The sequence below is a fragment of the Oceanicola sp. S124 genome (assembly GCF_000220565.1).
Taxonomy (GTDB): domain Bacteria; phylum Pseudomonadota; class Alphaproteobacteria; order Rhodobacterales; family Rhodobacteraceae; genus Pseudooceanicola.
The window spans coordinates 1-16,764 of sequence record NZ_AFPM01000274.1 but is presented as its reverse complement, the minus strand read 5'-3'; the positions used below and the strand labels follow the sequence as shown (position 1 = coordinate 16,764).

Annotated in this window: 16 protein-coding genes and 1 pseudogene; 12 read left to right on the top strand and 5 right to left on the bottom strand. The window is 65.1% G+C overall.

What is annotated here, in order from left to right; genetic code table 11:
• The first annotated feature begins 98 nt into the window (after nt 1-98).
• From OS124_RS0118485 to OS124_RS0118445, 9 genes are all read left to right on the top strand, one after another.
• Nucleotides 99-1,025, top strand: coding sequence for a methylenetetrahydrofolate reductase (locus tag OS124_RS0118485; RefSeq protein ID WP_010141373.1), 927 nt, complete (start codon nt 99-101; stop codon nt 1,023-1,025).
• A gap of 451 nt (nt 1,026-1,476) precedes the next feature.
• Nucleotides 1,477-1,752: an STAS domain-containing protein gene (locus OS124_RS0118480; protein ID WP_010141372.1), complete on the top strand. Its 276-nt coding sequence runs from the start codon at nt 1,477-1,479 to the stop codon at nt 1,750-1,752.
• Nucleotides 1,749-2,114 carry a response regulator gene (locus OS124_RS0118475; protein WP_010141371.1) on the top strand — a complete coding sequence of 122 codons (366 nt, stop codon included), beginning with the start codon at nt 1,749-1,751 and terminating at the stop codon, nt 2,112-2,114. Before OS124_RS0118480 ends, OS124_RS0118475 begins: the two co-directional genes overlap by 4 nt.
• 14 nt (nt 2,115-2,128) lie before the next feature.
• A complete protein-coding gene (locus OS124_RS0118470; protein WP_010141370.1) occupies nt 2,129-4,321 on the top strand; it encodes a chemotaxis protein CheA in 2,193 nt (730 codons plus the stop codon).
• Nucleotides 4,314-4,772: a chemotaxis protein CheW gene (locus tag OS124_RS0118465; RefSeq protein WP_010141369.1), complete on the top strand. Its 459-nt coding sequence runs from the start codon at nt 4,314-4,316 to the stop codon at nt 4,770-4,772. Before OS124_RS0118470 ends, OS124_RS0118465 begins: the two co-directional genes overlap by 8 nt.
• Nucleotides 4,769-5,629 (top strand): CheR family methyltransferase, encoded by an 861-nt coding sequence (locus OS124_RS0118460; protein WP_010141368.1) that lies wholly within the window; start codon nt 4,769-4,771, stop codon nt 5,627-5,629. Before OS124_RS0118465 ends, OS124_RS0118460 begins: the two co-directional genes overlap by 4 nt.
• 18 nt (nt 5,630-5,647) lie before the next feature.
• Nucleotides 5,648-6,034, top strand: coding sequence for a response regulator (locus tag OS124_RS0118455; RefSeq protein ID WP_010141367.1), 387 nt, complete (start codon nt 5,648-5,650; stop codon nt 6,032-6,034).
• Entirely contained in the window at nt 6,034-6,447 is a 414-nt protein-coding gene (locus OS124_RS0118450) for a hypothetical protein (RefSeq protein WP_010141366.1), read from the top strand. Before OS124_RS0118455 ends, OS124_RS0118450 begins: the two co-directional genes overlap by 1 nt.
• A gap of 1,426 nt (nt 6,448-7,873) precedes the next feature.
• On the top strand, nt 7,874-8,629 hold the full coding sequence (locus OS124_RS0118445) for a LuxR family transcriptional regulator (protein ID WP_010141364.1): 756 nt from the start codon (nt 7,874-7,876) through the stop codon (nt 8,627-8,629).
• Nucleotides 8,630-8,998: 369 nt separating this feature from the next.
• Here OS124_RS0118445 and OS124_RS0118440 read toward each other — a convergent pair whose 3' ends face one another.
• The 3 genes from OS124_RS0118440 to rpsB all read right to left on the bottom strand — a co-directional run bounded on the left by OS124_RS0118440 (nt 8,999) and on the right by rpsB (nt 12,180).
• On the bottom strand, nt 8,999-10,261 hold the full coding sequence (locus OS124_RS0118440) for an MFS transporter (protein WP_010141362.1): 1,263 nt from the start codon (nt 10,259-10,261) through the stop codon (nt 8,999-9,001).
• Nucleotides 10,262-10,441: 180 nt separating this feature from the next.
• Nucleotides 10,442-11,317: a translation elongation factor Ts gene (gene tsf / locus OS124_RS0118435; protein WP_010141361.1), complete on the bottom strand. Its 876-nt coding sequence runs from the start codon at nt 11,315-11,317 to the stop codon at nt 10,442-10,444.
• An 80-nt stretch (nt 11,318-11,397) separates the two neighbouring features.
• Nucleotides 11,398-12,180: a 30S ribosomal protein S2 gene (rpsB, locus tag OS124_RS0118430; RefSeq protein ID WP_010141360.1), complete on the bottom strand. Its 783-nt coding sequence runs from the start codon at nt 12,178-12,180 to the stop codon at nt 11,398-11,400.
• A 341-nt stretch (nt 12,181-12,521) separates the two neighbouring features.
• On the opposite strand from rpsB, the gene OS124_RS0118425 reads away from it, so the two are divergent.
• The 3 genes from OS124_RS0118425 to OS124_RS0118415 all read left to right on the top strand — a co-directional run bounded on the left by OS124_RS0118425 (nt 12,522) and on the right by OS124_RS0118415 (nt 15,174).
• Nucleotides 12,522-13,427: a PfkB family carbohydrate kinase gene (locus OS124_RS0118425; protein ID WP_010141359.1), complete on the top strand. Its 906-nt coding sequence runs from the start codon at nt 12,522-12,524 to the stop codon at nt 13,425-13,427.
• A gap of 24 nt (nt 13,428-13,451) precedes the next feature.
• A complete protein-coding gene (locus tag OS124_RS0118420) occupies nt 13,452-14,354 on the top strand; it encodes a pseudouridine-5'-phosphate glycosidase (RefSeq protein ID WP_010141358.1) in 903 nt (300 codons plus the stop codon).
• 118 nt (nt 14,355-14,472) lie between these two features.
• Nucleotides 14,473-15,174: a DUF502 domain-containing protein gene (locus tag OS124_RS0118415; RefSeq protein WP_010141357.1), complete on the top strand. Its 702-nt coding sequence runs from the start codon at nt 14,473-14,475 to the stop codon at nt 15,172-15,174.
• A 111-nt stretch (nt 15,175-15,285) separates the two neighbouring features.
• Here the strand turns inward: OS124_RS0118415 and OS124_RS0118410 are convergent, their stop codons facing one another.
• The gene (locus tag OS124_RS0118410; RefSeq protein ID WP_010141356.1) at nt 15,286-16,344 is read right to left on the bottom strand and encodes a patatin-like phospholipase family protein; all 1,059 of its coding nucleotides are present in this window, start codon (nt 16,342-16,344) and stop codon (nt 15,286-15,288) included.
• Nucleotides 16,345-16,394: 50 nt separating this feature from the next.
• Nucleotides 16,395-16,764 (bottom strand): annotated as a pseudogene (locus OS124_RS25195) (SDR family oxidoreductase); the annotation flags it as partial.

Sequence of the window (16,764 nt, the reverse complement as noted above, 5' to 3'; positions counted from 1 at the left end):
CCCGACACGAACCGTCCGGCGCCCCATTTCGGCAGCGACCGGACCTGACGACCTTCGCCCCCGCCCCGACCACCCCCAGCCCACGCCCGGAGACCCCCATGGCCCTGCTTCCCTTCCGCCTCCGCGAGCCCGGTGCCCCTGACCCGACGGACCGCCTCGCCCCCCTGTTCGCCGACTATTCCATTGAGGTCACCCCGCGCACCGCAGCCCGGATCGAGGATTTCCGCGCCCTCTTGCCAGCCGGCACCCGCGTCTATGTCGCCCATATCGATGGCACGCCGATCACGCAGATGGTCGCCACTGCCGCCCGTCTGGCCGGGCAAGGCTTCGAGGTCATGCCGCATGTGCCCGCCCGCCTGGTGCCCGACCTGCCGACGCTCGAGGACTGGATCGCGCGCTACCAGGGCGAGGCGGGGGTCTCGGGGGCGCTGCTGATGGCCGGCGGGCTCGCCCGGCCCCTCGGTGACTTCCACTGCACGCTGCAGCTGCTCGAAAGTGGCGCCTTCGATCGCGCCGGGTTCCGCAGGCTGCATGTGGCCGGACATCCCGAGGGCAACCTGGACATCGACCCGGACGGCTCGGATCGCGGGGTCATGGAGGCGCTGCGCCGGAAGCAGGCGTTCGCCGCGCAGACCGATGCCCGGATGGCGATCGTCACCCAGTTCGGCTTCGACGCCGCCCCGGTCCTGGCCTGGGCGCGGCGGCTGCGCGCCGAGGGCATCCTGCTGCCCATTCACCTGGGCGTCGCGGGTCCCGCCAAGCTGCAGACGCTGATCAAGTTCGCCGTGGCCTGCGGCGTCGGCCCCTCGATCAAGGTGCTGCAGAAGCGGGTGCTGGACATTGGCCGGCTGATGCTGCCCTACGAGCCGACCGAGATGCTGGAGCAGATCGCCGCCGAGGCGGAACCGGGGCTGATTGCCGGCCTCCACCTCTTCCCACTGGGCGGCCTCTGCGCCGCGGCCGGTTTCGCCAGTCGTCACGGGGGCCCGACACCGGTGCCGACCGCCGCGCGGATCGGCGGCTGAGGCGCCCCCGGAGACGCGCCCGGGCAGGCCGGCTCCACATCGGCAATCCGGCCGCCCGACGCAGCGACACAGCCGGAGGATGCGGCGCCCTGCGACGCTGCCGCACCGGAATCACCTTCTGATTCCGGCGCCTTTCTCCGTCCCGTCTCCGCCTCGCGCCCCGGGTCGGTTCCAATGTTGGTGACCGAAACACGCCGGCACCGAAGCGAGACCCGTGCCGGAAAGGTGGTCAGGCCGCATCATGACGCGACACCCCTTCATAACCCCATAATTTGTATCGCATTTTCCATTCACAGACGGGCGACAATACAGGCGCGCGGCGAAAAGACCACGAAAGCCCCTCGCCGCGTAACTTCGTCTTAACGCGCCCGGCCCTATCACCATCGCGACGCAATGGAACGATGGAGTCTGGCATGTACATGCTGCGCCCTCTGGTCCCGGGCAGGTGGCCATGACAGAGCCGCTGGTCCTACAACCCAAGCTGGATCTGCCAGCCGCCGCACCGCTTGCGGACGCCCTGAAGGCACGTCTCGATGGTGATCTGACCGTCGACGGCAAGGACGTGACACAGCTCGGCGCGCTCTGCCTGCAGGTTCTCCTGGCGGCGGCGATCTCCCTGAAGTCACGGGGGCACCGCATGACCCTGACCCACTTCAGCGACAAGGTCGTCAAGCAGATGGCCCAGATGGGCTTTTCCCCAGAGACCTTGGCGGAGGGCCGGTCATGAGTCTGAAAGTCTTGGCGGTCGATGACAGCCGCACGATGCGCGACATGATCCGGATGGCCCTGATGCCCGCCGGCTTCGACGTCCATCTTGCCGAGGATGGCGTGCACGGGATCGAGGTGCTCGACGGTCTAACCCCCGATGCGATCATCACCGACATCAACATGCCGCGCATGGACGGGTTCGGCTTCATCGACGCCGTACGCGAGCAGGAACAGCATCGCGCGACCCCGATCCTGGTGCTGACCACGGAAAGCGCGCCCGAGCTGAAGATGCGCGCCCGTGAAGCCGGCGCCACCGGCTGGATCGTCAAGCCCTTCGACCCGGCGAAGCTGGTCAAGGCCCTGCAGATGGTTGCGGGATAGGAGGAGGGCCGGACATGTCTGATCAGAACGACCCGATGGCAGAGATCCGCGCCTCGTTCTTCATAGAGTGCGAGGAGCTGATGGAAGCCCTGCAGGACGGCCTGCAGGAGCTGGAAGACGGCAGCGAAGATCCCGAGACGATCAACGTCGTCTTCCGAGCCGTGCATTCGATCAAGGGCGGCGCCGGGGCCTTCGGCCTGGAGGCGCTCGTGCGCTTCGCCCATCGTTACGAGACGGTCTTGGACGAGGTGCGCAACGGCTCATTGCACCCCGACAGCGACGCGATGAAGCTGTTTTTCCTTGCCGCTGACCATCTGTCGGACCTGATCCGGGGGTGTCGTGACGAGTCCGAGATCGACGAAGCGACCAGCGACGAACTTCTGACCCGCCTGGACGCTCTGCTGGGAGAGGACAGTGTCAGCGAAGAGGTCGAACCGGAAACCTTCGAAGTACAGGGCGTCTCCCTCGATTTGGATCTGGATCTTGGCGAGGAACCCGACGACAGTGCGACGGTCTACACGGTGCGCTTCAAGCCCGAACAGGATCTCTTCGCGACCGGCAACGAACCGTCCATGCTGCTGCGCAATCTCTGCGACCTCGGCGAGGCGACTGTGCGCTGCAATTTCGCTGACCTGCCGTCCCTTCAGGATCTCGCGCCGGAAACACCCTATGTAGAGTGGATCGTCGAGCTGAAGACGGAAGCTGCCGAACCCGAGATCCGCGATATCTTCGAGTTCGTCGATGGCCTTTGCGAGCTTGAGATTATCGGTGGCGCAGCCCCTGCAACGCTGGACACGTCCGGGCCGGCAGAGGCCCCCTCGGCGGAAGAGGCACTCCCCCCCCCCGCGACGGGGACCGCCGACCTGATCAGCGACGACGCGGCCCCCGCCGAGTCTACATCGGCCAAGGTTGTCCCAATGGGGGCAAAGCCCGCCCCACCCGAAGCCAGCAAGGACGGCGAAGGAGAGCGGAAGGCAAACACCACCGCGGCAAAATCGGTCGTCCGCGTGGACCTTGAACGGATCGAACGGCTGGTCAACCTGGTCGGAGAACTGGTGATCAACCAGGCCATGCTCTCCCAAAGCCTGGACGAGGCCGGCCTCTCCCCGCATTCCGATGCGATGAACGGGCTGGAGGAATTCCAGCGGCTGACCCGGGACATCCAGGACTCGGTGATGATGATCCGCGCCCAGCCGGTCAAGTCACTGTTCCAGCGCATGTCCCGGATCGTACGCGAGTCTTCCGCCGCCGTTGAAAAGGAGGTTCGCCTCGTCACCATCGGCGAAGCAACCGAGGTGGACAAGACCGTCATTGAGCGACTTGCCGATCCGCTGACCCATATGATCCGCAATGCCGTCGACCATGGCCTCGAAGCCACCGAGAAGCGTCAGGAGCTGGGCAAGCCACGTGCGGGCACGGTCACGCTGACCGCCGCGCACCGCTCCGGCCGGGTGATCATCGAGGTTGCTGACGACGGGGGCGGGATAAACCGCAAGCGGGTCCACGAGATTGCGGTGACCAAGGGGCTCGTCCCGGCCGAAGCGCAGCTTTCTGACGGGGAAATCGACAACCTGCTGTTCCTGCCCGGCTTCTCCACCGCCAAGCAAGTGTCGAACCTCTCCGGTCGCGGGGTCGGAATGGATGTGGTGAAAACCTCGATCCAGAGCCTCGGCGGCCGCATCACCATCAACTCCGAACCGGGCAAGGGCACAACCTTCTCGATCAGCTTGCCGCTGACCCTGGCCGTGCTTGATGGCATGGTCGTGAACGTCGCAAACGAAACCTTGGTTCTGCCTCTGAATGTCGTGGTCGAGACCCTGTCACTCGGCAAGGACGATGTGCAAATGTTGCGCCCCGGACATTACGTGGTGCGCTGGCGCGGGGGGTTCGTCCCTCTCTACGACCTGGGCGTGATGCTGGGCTATCGCCATCACAGACAAACCGACCCGGGTTCCATCGTGCTGCTGATCGTGCTCGAGGACGGCAGCAGGGCGGCCCTGGTGATCGACGGTATACAGGACCAGCGTCAGGTGGTCATCAAAGGCCTCGACGACAGCTTCTACCGTGCGCCGGGTATCGCGGCGGCAACCATCCTCGGCGACGGGCAGATCGCGCTGATCCTCGACCCGGCCGACGTCATCTCTGGCATGGGGCACATCCGCGGAACGGACCTCATGCTTTCGGAAAGGAAGATTGCAAATGAGTGAACAGGGCCAGAACAAAGACCTGGAATTGCTGACCTTCCGCGTCGCGGACCAGGAGTATTCACTAGACATCATGTCGGTGCGTGAGATCCGTGGCTGGACGCGGACGACCCCGATGCCTCATGCGCCGGACTACATGCGCGGGGTCATCAACTTGCGCGGCACGGTGTTGCCCGTCATGGACCTTGCCCGGCGTCTCAACCTGCCATCGCAAGAAACCAATGAGCGGAACGTCATCATCGTCGTCAAGCTGGGCGGCACCCTGACCGGGCTCCTGGTCGACGCGGTCTCGGACATCGTGGCCATCACCGAGGACGACCTTCAGCCTCCTCCCGATATTTCATCGGACCCGCAGATGTCCGTGGTGCGTTCCTTGACGGTGATTGACGATCAGATGATCCGCGTACTGGACCTGGCCGCAGTCGTGCCGGTTTCCAGCGAAGAGGCCGCATGACGCGCAGCGCAACCGATACTTCGGCCCTGGTGATGGACGACAAGTCTTTCCTGGCGATTGCCACTCTGGCCAAGGACGAGGCAGGGCTGGTCCTTCCAGAAGGCAAGATGACCATGGTCCAGTCGCGCCTTCGCAAGCGCCTGCTCGCCACCGGCCAGCCGGACTATGAAAGTTACTGCCGCTTCGTCACGTCTCCAGCGGGCGAGCAGGAGCGGCGCTACATGATTTCGGCCCTGACCACCAATGTCTCGCATTTCTTCCGTGAGTCACACCACTTCGACATCCTTCGTGAAAAGGTCGCCCCGGTACTTCTCCAGAAGGTGCGCAGCGGCCAACGAGTCCGCATCTGGTCCGCTGGCTGCTCATCCGGGCAAGAGCCCTATTCGATCTCGATGTGTCTGCATGAAGCAGTGCCCGATCTGGTGACCAAGGACATCTTGATCCTGGGAACCGACATTGACCCAGCCATTCTCGAGAAGGCCGAGGCCGCCACTTACTCCGAGCAGCAGGTGTCGGGAATACCAGCCGAAATGCGCAAGACCTATCTCGAAGCGGACCGGGCCCAAGGCCAGTATCGCGTCAACAGCACGATCCGGCGCATCGTCCGTTTCCGCGAGCTGAATTTGCTGCGGGACTGGCCGATGAAGGGCCAGTTCGACGTCATATTTTGCCGAAACGTGGTGATCTACTTCGACGCGCCGACCCAGGCATCACTATGGCCCCGGTTCCGGCAGCGAATCGCAGACAACGGCTGGATCTTTCTGGGCCATTCCGAACGCATTTCGGACTCGGCCATAAAACTCTTCGAACCCAATGGAATGACGGCCTACCGAGCGGCCGCCACCAAGGCACCCTAAGTCGGAAGGAATGATTTAATGGCCTTGAGAGACCAGATCAGAATCATGGTGGTGGACGATATGTCCACCAGTCGCGGGCTGATCACCCAGGCGTTGGACGCATTCGGCGTACGCAATGTGGCGACTTCGGCGGACGGCCCCACGGCCCTGAAGACGCTCGAAACGAAGCCGGTGCACCTTGTCATTTCGGATTTCAACATGCCCGGAATGGATGGGCTGCAACTGTTGCATCAGTTGCGGAGCGGCGCCAAGACCAAGGGTGTTGGCTTCATCCTGATCACCGGAAAGGCAGACAAGGCAATCATAGACAAGGGCAAACAACTCGGAATGAACAATTTTCTGAAGAAACCATTTGATCCTAATGATTTACGTGCCTGCATCGAGGCTGTGGTCGGCCGTCTCTGATGTCACGGAATACAGCCCCGACACCGGATTCCGAAACCTCGGGCCACCTGGACATTGCAGCCGCCGAGCTGGCGGAGATCCTGGCCGGGCAAGTAGCCGGTCTGAGGGGCCTCACCTCCGGCCTGGAGGACGCCCTTTCGGCCAGCCTCTGTTCCTGCAAACCCCTGACGGAAGAGGCTTTTCTGACCCTTCAAAGGATCGACTACATGCGGCAGGCCCTGAAGGACCTCGAGGGCATCCTTCAAAGATTTGGACCGAGTCTGGACTGGGCCGAGGGCCAAGGCCTAACACATGCGGCGCTGCAGGATTCGGTGGACATGGGTGACTCGATAAAACCTATCCTGAAAGCCTCCAGCATTCAGGCAGGCGACGAAACCTCCAGCCATGATGCCGGAGACTTGGACCTCTGGTAGGGCCATGGCGAAGCGATCGAAGCCATGATGCATGCAAGAAGGGGGAGCGGGAAGGAGGCCTTGGCAATGGAGCGCGCGCCGCAACAAGGGGACTGGCATTGTTTTCTGACGGCCCGCTTTGTCACGGGACAGCGCACCGCCCATCAGCAGAATTTCAGCAGGACTCTTGCACAAGTCAGATTGTCCGCCATGACCAGATCGAAATCGAAGGACCCGAGGCCCGGCTTGGGCTGTGTCCTCGTGGGCTAGCACTACGCATTGACGATGAGAGGAGCTTGGTCCCGAAGTGCTGGGCGGTCCCGAGAACGGTCCTGTGTTTCAAATTCCCGCCGGACACTCTCGCACTGGCAAAACCCTTCCGTGGCATCCCCTACCGCACCAGCCCGACGGATGTAGGCCACGGATCGCGGTGCTTCTCGATCATTTGGAGGTTGCTTTGCTTGGCCCTGCTCTGGTTCGGCTTCCTTGATATCCTTCTGAAATCCGGCCAGAGCCCAAAGTCGGAGTGGCCGAGAAACGCTGTGCCATTTGATGAACTCCTTTGGTCGATCCCCCCTTGGAGACCCGGTTCGTGCGATCCAGAACGTGCCATCACGAATGAGGCGGGAATGTCTTACGGCAATCTGGAGCGGACGGAGAGGATGGACTTCTCAAGCAAGGTGCATTCCGTGTCAGACACAGGGGCTCGCGCCTCGCGGGTCGCCATAGCTGATACGAGCTTGGATAAAGTCCAAAGCAGGATGCGACTCCCTCCAGTGAATACGGCTTATTAACCGAACATGGCGTAGTTCAAGAGATGAGCCGAGTTGATCAGGCTTGGGACCGGTTTCTGGATCGAAGCCCGGGCCAGGAAAGAACACTGAGGCCTTGGCGGAACTCGGAACATCAGCCACGAGCATTGGAGCATGGCGGAAGAGAGCAGAGAAGGGGGCAGGACTCTCCAGCGGAAGCGAGGCCTGTCCGTGCAGCGACCGCCTACTTCAAGGCGCCTCGGCAGCATGGTTGGCCTGGTCCGCAAAAAGCAGGCGCACAGTGACACCGCGGACCGGGTCATGGTGGGCCCGCACGCATAATTTTGGAGCCGGCGCGCATCGCATGCTTGGAGATGCCGTGACCCGCCGGTGTGATGGATCGGCGCAGCGCATCACGAAGGCGGCCGGTCGAGAGATGAACGATGGACCTCACGCCCTGTCAGACATGGCGCAAGGCTTACCCCGATGGGGTGGCACCCCGACCATGGTCGCGGAAGGCGCGCATTTCGGTCCCATCCGGGCAATTCCTCCGCCCCCCGCGTCCCCGCATCTCGACAAACCCGCGTCACTCGGGCTAAACCCGCTGGGAAACACAATGTTTGTTGGATTCCAGGCCGACCCGGATCATCCGGTCAGGGTCCGTGGGTCCGCTGGCCGGGGGGTGACAAACAGCCATGCTGCGTCGGGAATATCTCGAACAGATCACCAATGCGCAATCGATCGAGGCCCTTTGGACTCTGCACTGCAATCGCATGGCGGAATACGGTTTCGACCGGCTGCTTTACGGTTTCACCCGCTACCGCACCGCGACCTCGCTGGGCGACCCCGAAGATTTCGTCATCCTGACGAACCACTCCGAAGCCTATCGCGATGCCTTCCTCGGCAACGGGCTTTATTTCCACGCCCCGATGGTCCGCTGGGCGCTGGAAAATGAAGGCGCCTGTTCCTGGCGCATTCTTGGCGAGATGACCGCCCAGGGCGTGTTGACCGAAAGCGAACGCAAGGTGATCGCCTTCAATCGCTCGATGGATGTGACGGCGGGCTACTCGATCTCGTTCCGCAGTATCTCGCCGCGGACCAAGGGCGCGATTGCCCTGACCGCCCGTGCCGACATGAGCCAGGCCGAGGCGGATGCGGTCTGGGCCGAACATGGCCGAGATATCGTGATCTTCAACAATGTTGCGCATCTGAAGATCCTGACCCTGCCCTACTCGGGCCCCGCGCGGGAATTGACCCGCCGACAGCGCGAGGCGCTGCAATGGGTGGGCGACGGCAAGACGACTCAGGACATCGCACTGCTGATGGGGCTGACCACCGCCACCGTCGAGAAGCACCTGCGCTTGGCCCGAGAGAATCTGAACGTCGAAACCACCGCCCAGGCGGTGCTCAAGGCCGCATTCCTCAACCAGATGTTCATCTTCGACGCCTGACGCGCCTGAGCATCCCTGCCCCAAGGTAAGGTATTCCAGCCTTTTTGCCCGATTCCGCTAAGTATCTGGGATCAGGTAAGGTTTCCCTTACTTCCGTCTGAACGGTCAAAAGACCAAGGTGCAGGAGTTCCGTGAGTGGTGGCTTTGAGCCATGGAACATCCGGATCGGACCCCTGCCATTCCAGGGCCCTGCGATCCGGCCGGGAGACCGGAGTCGGCAGGACAGGGTGTATTTTTCCACCCTGCCCTCCGGCACTTCAGGCGGGCCTCGTACCATCCCCATTGACGAGCCCGGTCCATGGGCGGTGCCGATTGTCCCGATCGGCACCGCTTCGGGCTGCCCGGCCCCTGAAACGCGCCTGCCCGCCCCTAGCCCGGAAGGCGCGAAAAGCCGCGACCGATGCCCCTCCAGCCGAGGGCCGTCAGCAGGAACACCCCGAGCGAGGCGATGGCGAAGGGCGCCAGCAGCGCCGTCTCTCGCGGGACGAGCCGCTCGGCCAGGTCCACCGACAGGCCTGACAGCGCCAGGCCGACCGGCATCATGCCCCAGGAACAGAGGCGATAGAGAGAATTGACCCGTCCCAGCAGGGCGTCCGGCACCGCTCGCTGTCGGAACGAGACCGAGACCGTGTCCCAGAGCAGCCCGCAGAAGGAAAACAGCATCAGGCAGGCCGAGAGGCCGATGCCGCCACCGACGAAGAGCAGCAGCCCGAAGGCAAACCCGCAGGTCAGCGACGAGACCTGCGCGACCCGCGCGCCGGCGAAGCGGGCCACCAGCGGACCGGCGATGAAACCGGCCAGGATGCCCCCGAAGGCGCCCGCCGAGAGCACCAGTCCGAAGGCCTCGGCCGAGAGCTGCAGGTTCTCCTGCGCATGCAGCACGAGGCCGACGACGATCATCTGGTGAAGCAGGTTGAAGCCTCCGGTAAAGACCGCCAGCAGCCGCAATGTCGGCTCGGCGGCGAGAAAGCGGAAGCCCTCTGCCAGCTCGTGGCGCCAGGGACGGCGCAGCGGCAGGGCGCCGCGCCGGGGGATGGTCAGCCGCAACAGGATCACCGCGGCCAGCAGGTAGGCCGCCGCGTTGACCGCGAAGGGCAGCGGCAGGGCGAGGCCGATCAGGAAGGCCCCAAGTGCGGGCCCCAGAAGGGTGTTGCCGATCAGCTCGACGGTCGAAAAACGCGCGTTGGCGACTTCAAGCCGGGCGTGATCGACGATCGAGGGCAGCACTGTCTGCGCGGCGGTGTCGCGGAAGACCTCGGCGATGCCGATCACCAGGGCGGTAAGCGCCAGCGCCGAGAACAGCATCGGATCCGAGGCGCCCGCCGCCGGCGGATCCGCCAGCGGCAGGGCCTGCCAGATGCAGGTGGCCGCCAGGCCGAAAGCCAGCCCGCGAATGACATCCATCGCCAGCAGCAAGCGCTTGCGCTGCACCCGGTCGGTGACCAGCCCGGCGGGGATGGCGAAGAGAAACCACGGCAGCCTCAGGGCGACCGGCATCAACGCGATCAGGACCGGGTCGCGCGTCAGCGTCGAGGCCAGCCAGGTCCAGGCCAGCGTGGCGATACCGTCGCCCAGGTTGGTGAGGCCGGCCGCCAGCAGGAAGCGGCGAAAGGTGGTGGGGTCCTGGGGCATCGCCGGTCACTCGCAGTTCAGGGATCGACCCCAAGCTAGGGCCTCAACCACGGTTGAGCACAAGTGGAAAAGATCCTTTGGTCACAAGCCTTTCCCGGCCACTGATCCGCTGCACGCAAAAAGGGCCGGGAAATCCCGGCCCTTTGCAATCACTGTCCAGTGCCTTGCGGCGGAAGGCGATCAGCCCTGAGCGGCCTTGGCCACTTCGGCGGCGAAATCTTCCTGTTCCTTCTCGATGCCTTCGCCGACCTGCAGGCGGACGAAACCGGTGATCTCGGCACCGGCTTCCTTGGCCGCTTCCTCGACGGTCAGGTCGGGGTTCATCACGAAGGGCTGGCCGACGAGGGTCACTTCGCCCAGGAACTTCTTCATCCGGCCGACGATCATCTTCTCGATCACGGCATCCGGCTTGCCGGATTCACGGGCGATGTCGATCTGCACCTGACGCTCTTTCTCGACGACGGCGGGGTCCAGCTCGGCTTCGTTCAGCGCGGCGGGGTTAGCCGCTGCGATGTGCATGGCAACCTGCTTGCCGAAGGCTTCGTCTCCGCCCTTCATCGCCACCAGCACGCCGATCTGGCCGAGGCCGGCACCGGCTGCGTTGTGGACGTAGGAGGCAACCACCTCGCCTTCGACCTTGGCCATGCGGCGCAGGGTCATGTTTTCACCGATCTTGGCGATCTTGTCGGTCAGGACTTCCGAGACCTTCTTGCCGCCCATGTCCGCATCGGCCAGCGCTTCCACGCTGTCGACGCCGGTGGCAACCTTGGCGATGCCGGCGACCATTTCCTGGAACTCGGCGTTCTTGGCAACGAAGTCGGTCTCGGCGTTCACCTCGACGGCGACGCCCACGCCACCGCTCACCTCGACGGCCACGAGGCCCTCGGCAGCGGTACGGCCGGACTTCTTGGCGGCTTTCGCCAGGCCCTTGGTGCGCAGCCAGTCGATGGCAGCTTCCATGTCGCCATCGGTTTCGGTCAGGGCCTTCTTGGCATCCATCATGCCTGCGCCAGTCATCTCGCGCAGTTCTTTAACCTGTGCAGCAGTGATCGCCATGGGGAGATCTCCTTACGGTCTGGAAGTAGAGTCCGGCCGCGGATATCACGCGGCCGGTGACAGTTCTGTAAAGCGGGCGATTACGCCTCGGCTTCGGTCGCAGCGGCCTCCTTGGCCAGCGCTTCCTCTTCGTAGCCTTCGACCAGCTCGCCAACGTCGACGCCGGCGGCGCCCAGCTGGGCGGTCATGCCGTCCAGCGCAGCGCGCGAGGCCAGGTCGCAGTACAGCGCGATGGCGCGGGCCGCGTCATCGTTGCCGGGGATGATGTAGTCGACGCCTTCGGGCGAGCAGTTGGTGTCGACGATGGCGACGACCGGGATGCCCAGCTTCTTGGCTTCGGCGATGGCCAGCTGCTCTTTCTTCACGTCGATGATGAAGAGCAGGTCGGGCACGCCGCCCATTTCACGGATGCCGCCGAGCGAAGCCTGCAGCTTGCCCTGCTCGCGTTCCATCTGAAGACGCTCTTTCTTGGTCAGGCCTTCGGCGCCGCCTTCCATCTTCTCGTCGATCTCTTTCAGACGGTTGATGGACTGGGAGACGGTCTTCCAGTTGGTCAGCGTGCCGCCGAGCCAACGGTGGTTCATGTAGTACTGGGCGCATTTCTCGGCAGCTTCGGCGATCGGGGCCGAGGCCTGGCGCTTGGTGCCGACGAAGAGCACGCGGCCGTTCTTCGCGACGGTGTCGCGGATCACGTTCAACGCGGCGTCCAGCATGGGGACGGTCTGCGTCAGGTCGAGAATGTGGATGCCGTTGCGGGCGCCGTAGATGAACTCGCCCATACGGGGGTTCCAGCGCTGCGTCTGGTGGCCGAAGTGAACGCCAGCTTCCAGCAGCTGACGCATGGTGAACTCGGGAAGAGCCATGGTCTTATCCTTTCCGGTTTGCGCCTTGGCGGGGGTGTGAGACCTGATGGTCAACCGGTGGACATGTGGGGATGTCTCCCCCACAGGCCCGACCCCGCCTGCGGGATTGAGTGGCGCCGCTATAGAGCCATTCCGCGCCCCTTGCAACACCCCTTTGCGACAAGGCCCGCCGCAGGGTCGACCACGGGGCAATACCCCTCTGAGGGCGGTGCGGATGGTGGGTTGCCACCCACCCTACGCGAGCGGGCAGCGCCGGTTCATGGGCCGCGGCACGACGCCCCTCCCTTAGCCTGCCCTCACGTGGCGCTTGCACGCTGCGCGCTGTGACGCCAAAAGACGGCATGACCGCGAAAAACGCCCTCTCACAGGACATCCTCTGCATCGGCTCGGTGCTCTGGGACATCATCGGCCGCTCTGCCAGCCACATGCGGCAGGGCTCGGACGTGCCCGGACGCATCACCCGGCTGCCCGGCGGCGTGGCGATGAACATCGCCATGACGCTGGCGCGCTTCGGCATGCGCCCGGTGCTGCTCAGCGCCATCGGACGCGACAGCGAGGGCGACGAGCTGATCCGGGCCTGCGCCGAGCTGGGGATGGAGACAGCCCATGTCTACCGTTCGGACGACCTGCCGACAGATCGCTACATGGCGGTCGAGGGCGCCAACGGCCTGATCGCCGCAATCGCCGACGCCCATTCCCTCGAAGCAGCCGGGGCCAAGATCCTGCGGCCGCTGAACAATGGCGCCCTCGCCTCGGCCGAGGCGCCCTATCGCGGCCCCGTGGCGCTGGATGGCAACCTGACGCTGTCGCTGCTGGAAGAAATCGCAGCTGCGCCCGCCTTCGCCGAAGCTGACCTGCGCGTGGCCCCCGCCTCGCCCGGCAAGGCCGAGCGGCTGCGCCCCTTCCTGACCCATGGCCGCGCCCTTCTCTATGTCAATCTGGAAGAGGCCGGGCTGCTCTGCCAGCGCGATTTCGCTTCGGCCGAGGCCGCCGCCGCCGGGCTGCTGGAACGCGGCGCGCGCCGGGTGCTGGTCACCGACGGCGGCCGCGCGGCCTGTGACGGCAGCGCCGAGGGGCTGGTCACCGGCTGCCCGCCTTCGGTCCTGGTGACCCGCGTCACCGGCGCCGGCGACACCTTCATGGCCGCCCATATCGTCGCCGAGGCCGAGGGCGCCCCCCGCGCCGAGGCGCTGGAGCGTGCGCTTGGCGCCGCGGCGCGCTATGTGTCGCGCGAAACCGGACTCTGACCTTCCTCCTCCCATAGGTTCCCCATGCTGAAACTGAAGAAATCCTCCGAACTGCTGGCCGCCCAGGCCGCGGGCACACCCGTCGTGGCGCTGGAAAGCACCATCATCACCCATGGCATGCCCTATCCGCAGAACCTGGAGACCGCCCGCCAGGTCGAAGACGACATCCGTGCCGAAGGGGCCGTGCCCGCCACCATGGCGGTGATCGACGGCGTGCTGCACGCAGGCCTGGAGCCGGCCGAACTGGACGCCCTGGCCCAGACCAAGGACGTCGCCAAGCTGTCGCGTGCCGACTTCGCCGCCTGCATGGCGCGCGGCGGCACCGGGGCCACCACCGTCGCCGCGACGATGATCGCCGCCCGCCTTGCCGGGATCGAGGTCTTTGCCACCGGCGGCATCGGCGGCGTGCATCGTGGCGCCGAGGACAGCTTCGACATTTCTGCCGACCTCTCTGAACTGGCCCAGACCGCCGTCACCGTAGTCGCCGCCGGGGCCAAGGCGATCCTCGACATCCCCAAGACGCTGGAAGTGCTGGAAACCAACGGCGTGCCGGTCATCGCCTTCGGCCAGGACGAGCTGCCCGCCTTCTGGTCGCGCCGCTCGGGCCTGGCCGCGCCGCTGTCGATGGACAGCCCCGCAGAGATCGCCGCCGCGCATCGCATGCGCGCCGCCCTCGGCCTGCCCGGCGGCCAGCTGGTCGCCAACCCGGTGCCCGAGGCCAACGAGATCCCCCGGGACGAGATCGAGCCGATCATCATGCAGGCCCTCTCCGAGGCCGAGGCCCAGGGCGTCACCGCCAAGCAGGTCACGCCCTTCCTGCTGCAGCGCATCTTCGAGCTGACCGATGGCCGCTCGCTGGCGACCAATATCGCGCTGGTGCGCAACAACGCACGGCTGGCGGCGCGGATCGCCCAGGCACTGGGCTGAGCGACGCTGCCGGGGCCGCTGTGAAAGCACAGGCCCCGGCAATTCGCCCCACCCCCATTGCGGCCCGGCGTTTTCGTGCCTACCTTCCTCAGCCGAAACCCCTTTTCCCGGTCTGCTGATGAACGATCCCCTGAACGACCCGCATCCCTCCACGCCCAGCCCCCGCCCCGGGGTCTTTGCCCGGTTGCGGTCTTCCTTCCTGACGGGGATCGTGGTCATCCTGCCGGTCGCGCTGACGATCTGGCTGCTCTGGACCCTGCTGGGATGGGTCGATGGCTTCGTGCTGCCGCTGGTGCCCGTGCGTTTCCAGCCCGAGCAGTACATTGGCATCAACCTGCGTGGCGTCGGGATCATCTTCTTCCTGGTCTTCACCATCCTCATCGGCTGGATCGCCAAGGGGCTCATCGGCCGTTCGCTGATCCGCTACGGCGAAGGCGTGGTCGACCGGATGCCCTTCGTCCGCTCGATCTACTCGGGCGCCAAGCAGATCGCCGAGACCGTCTTCGCCCAGTCCGAACGCAGCTTCGAGGAAGCCTGCCTGGTGCAATATCCTCGCAAGGGGATCTGGGCCATCGGCTTCGTCTCGACCGAAGCGCGCGGCGAAGTGGCCGCCAAGGCCGAGACCGGATCGAAGCTGCTGTCGGTCTTCGTGCCGACCACCCCCAACCCCACCTCGGGCTTCCTGCTCTACTTCCCCGAGGAAGACGTGGTGAAGCTGGACATGTCGATCGAGGATGCGGCCAAGCTGGTGATCTCGGCGGGGCTGGTCTATCCGAACGGCACCGACGCCGGCAAGCTGCCCGCACCGAAGAAGGGCTGAGAGGCGGCGCAGGCCTCCGGCGGGAGTATTTTCAGCCTGGTGATGCGCGAAGGCGATTGCGCAGACGGCGCGGTCTGTCCGGACAGGGGGGGCGGTTTCGGCGCCTCCTCCTCAGCCGAACATCTCGCGCAGGTTCACCGTGGAATGGTCGTTCAGCGCCGTCCGGTGCTCTGACAGGAAGCGCTCGGCCGCGGCGCGACCCGCGGCTTTCAGCGAGGCCAGCAGGTAGCCGTTCGGGAACATCTTCGTGACCACCGAGAGATCCTGCATCACGCTGTCCTCGGCGATCATGTGGACCAGCACCCGCTTCTTCTCGTTCGAACTGATGCGCCCGTCATCCAGCAACCGCTGCACGTATTCGATGGCCCGCAGCTCGCGCAGCAGCGAGGAATTGAAGCTGATCTCGTTGATCCGGTTCTGGATCTGGGCCGGCATCATCGGCAGTTCGTCGCGTTCCAGCGGATTCAGCGCGATGATCAGCACGTCGTCGGGCAGATCGGGGCGAAACAGCGGGAACAGGGCCGGGTTGCCCGAGTAGCCGCCATCCCAGAAGGCCTCCATCCGTTCCGACTTCGGGTCGTGGAATTCGACCGCGGTGAAGAGCGTCGGCAGGCAGGCAGAGGCCAGAAGCGCCTCGGAGGTCAGCTCTTCGCCGGCGAAGACGCGGATCTTGCCGTCGCGCACCTTCGTTGCGCAGACGAAGAGATCAGGCCCGCCATCGCTACAGACGGCGCTGAAATCGAAGCGTTCGACGATGGGGCGCAGGGGATTGCGGTAGAAGGGGCCAAGCGCGTAGGGCGTCGTCACCAGCGAGAGCATGTCGGCCACCTGCCCGGCCATGGAATACTCCAGAGCCCGGCCGATCTCGCGGGAGCCGGGCATCGGGATGCCGGCCATGAACCAGCTCCAGAAGCCGTGTTCCTCGACCGCGCCCATCTGTGCCCAGAACCAGTTCAGCTCGGCCCGGGCGCCCTCGCGGCCGCCCTTGGCCCAGCCCGCCTTCAGTGCCGCACCGTTCATCGCGCCCGCCGAGGTGCCCGAGATCGCGGCGATTTCCAGCGCCTCGTCCTCGAGCAACCGATCCAGCACCCCCCAGGTGAAGGCCCCATGGGCGCCACCGCCCTGCAGGGCGAGGTTGATCCGCTTGCTGTCCTGGGTTTGCCGCGCCATGGAGCCCTCCTGCCGGGGTTGCCTGGGCCCCGCCGCGACGGGGCCAGAGGTCACAGGGCGGTCCAGCCGCCGTCGATGCTGATCGTGGTGCCGGTGATCTGGTCCGCCGCCGGCGAGCAGAGGAAGGTCACCGTGCCGCCGATCTGGGCGGTGGTGGCGAATTCCTTCGAGGGCTGCCGCTCCAGCAGGACATTGCGCACCACGTCCTCGCGGCTCATGTCGTATTTCTTCATCGTATCGGGGATCTGGGCTTCGACCAGGGGGGTCAGCACGTAGCCCGGGCAGATGGCGTTGCAGGTGATCTGCTCTTGCGCCGTTTCCAGCCCCACGGTCTTGGTCAGCCCGACGATCCCGTGCTTGGCGGCGACATAGGCCGACTTGTAGGGCTTGCGGTCAGCCCATGGGCCGAGGCGATGTTGA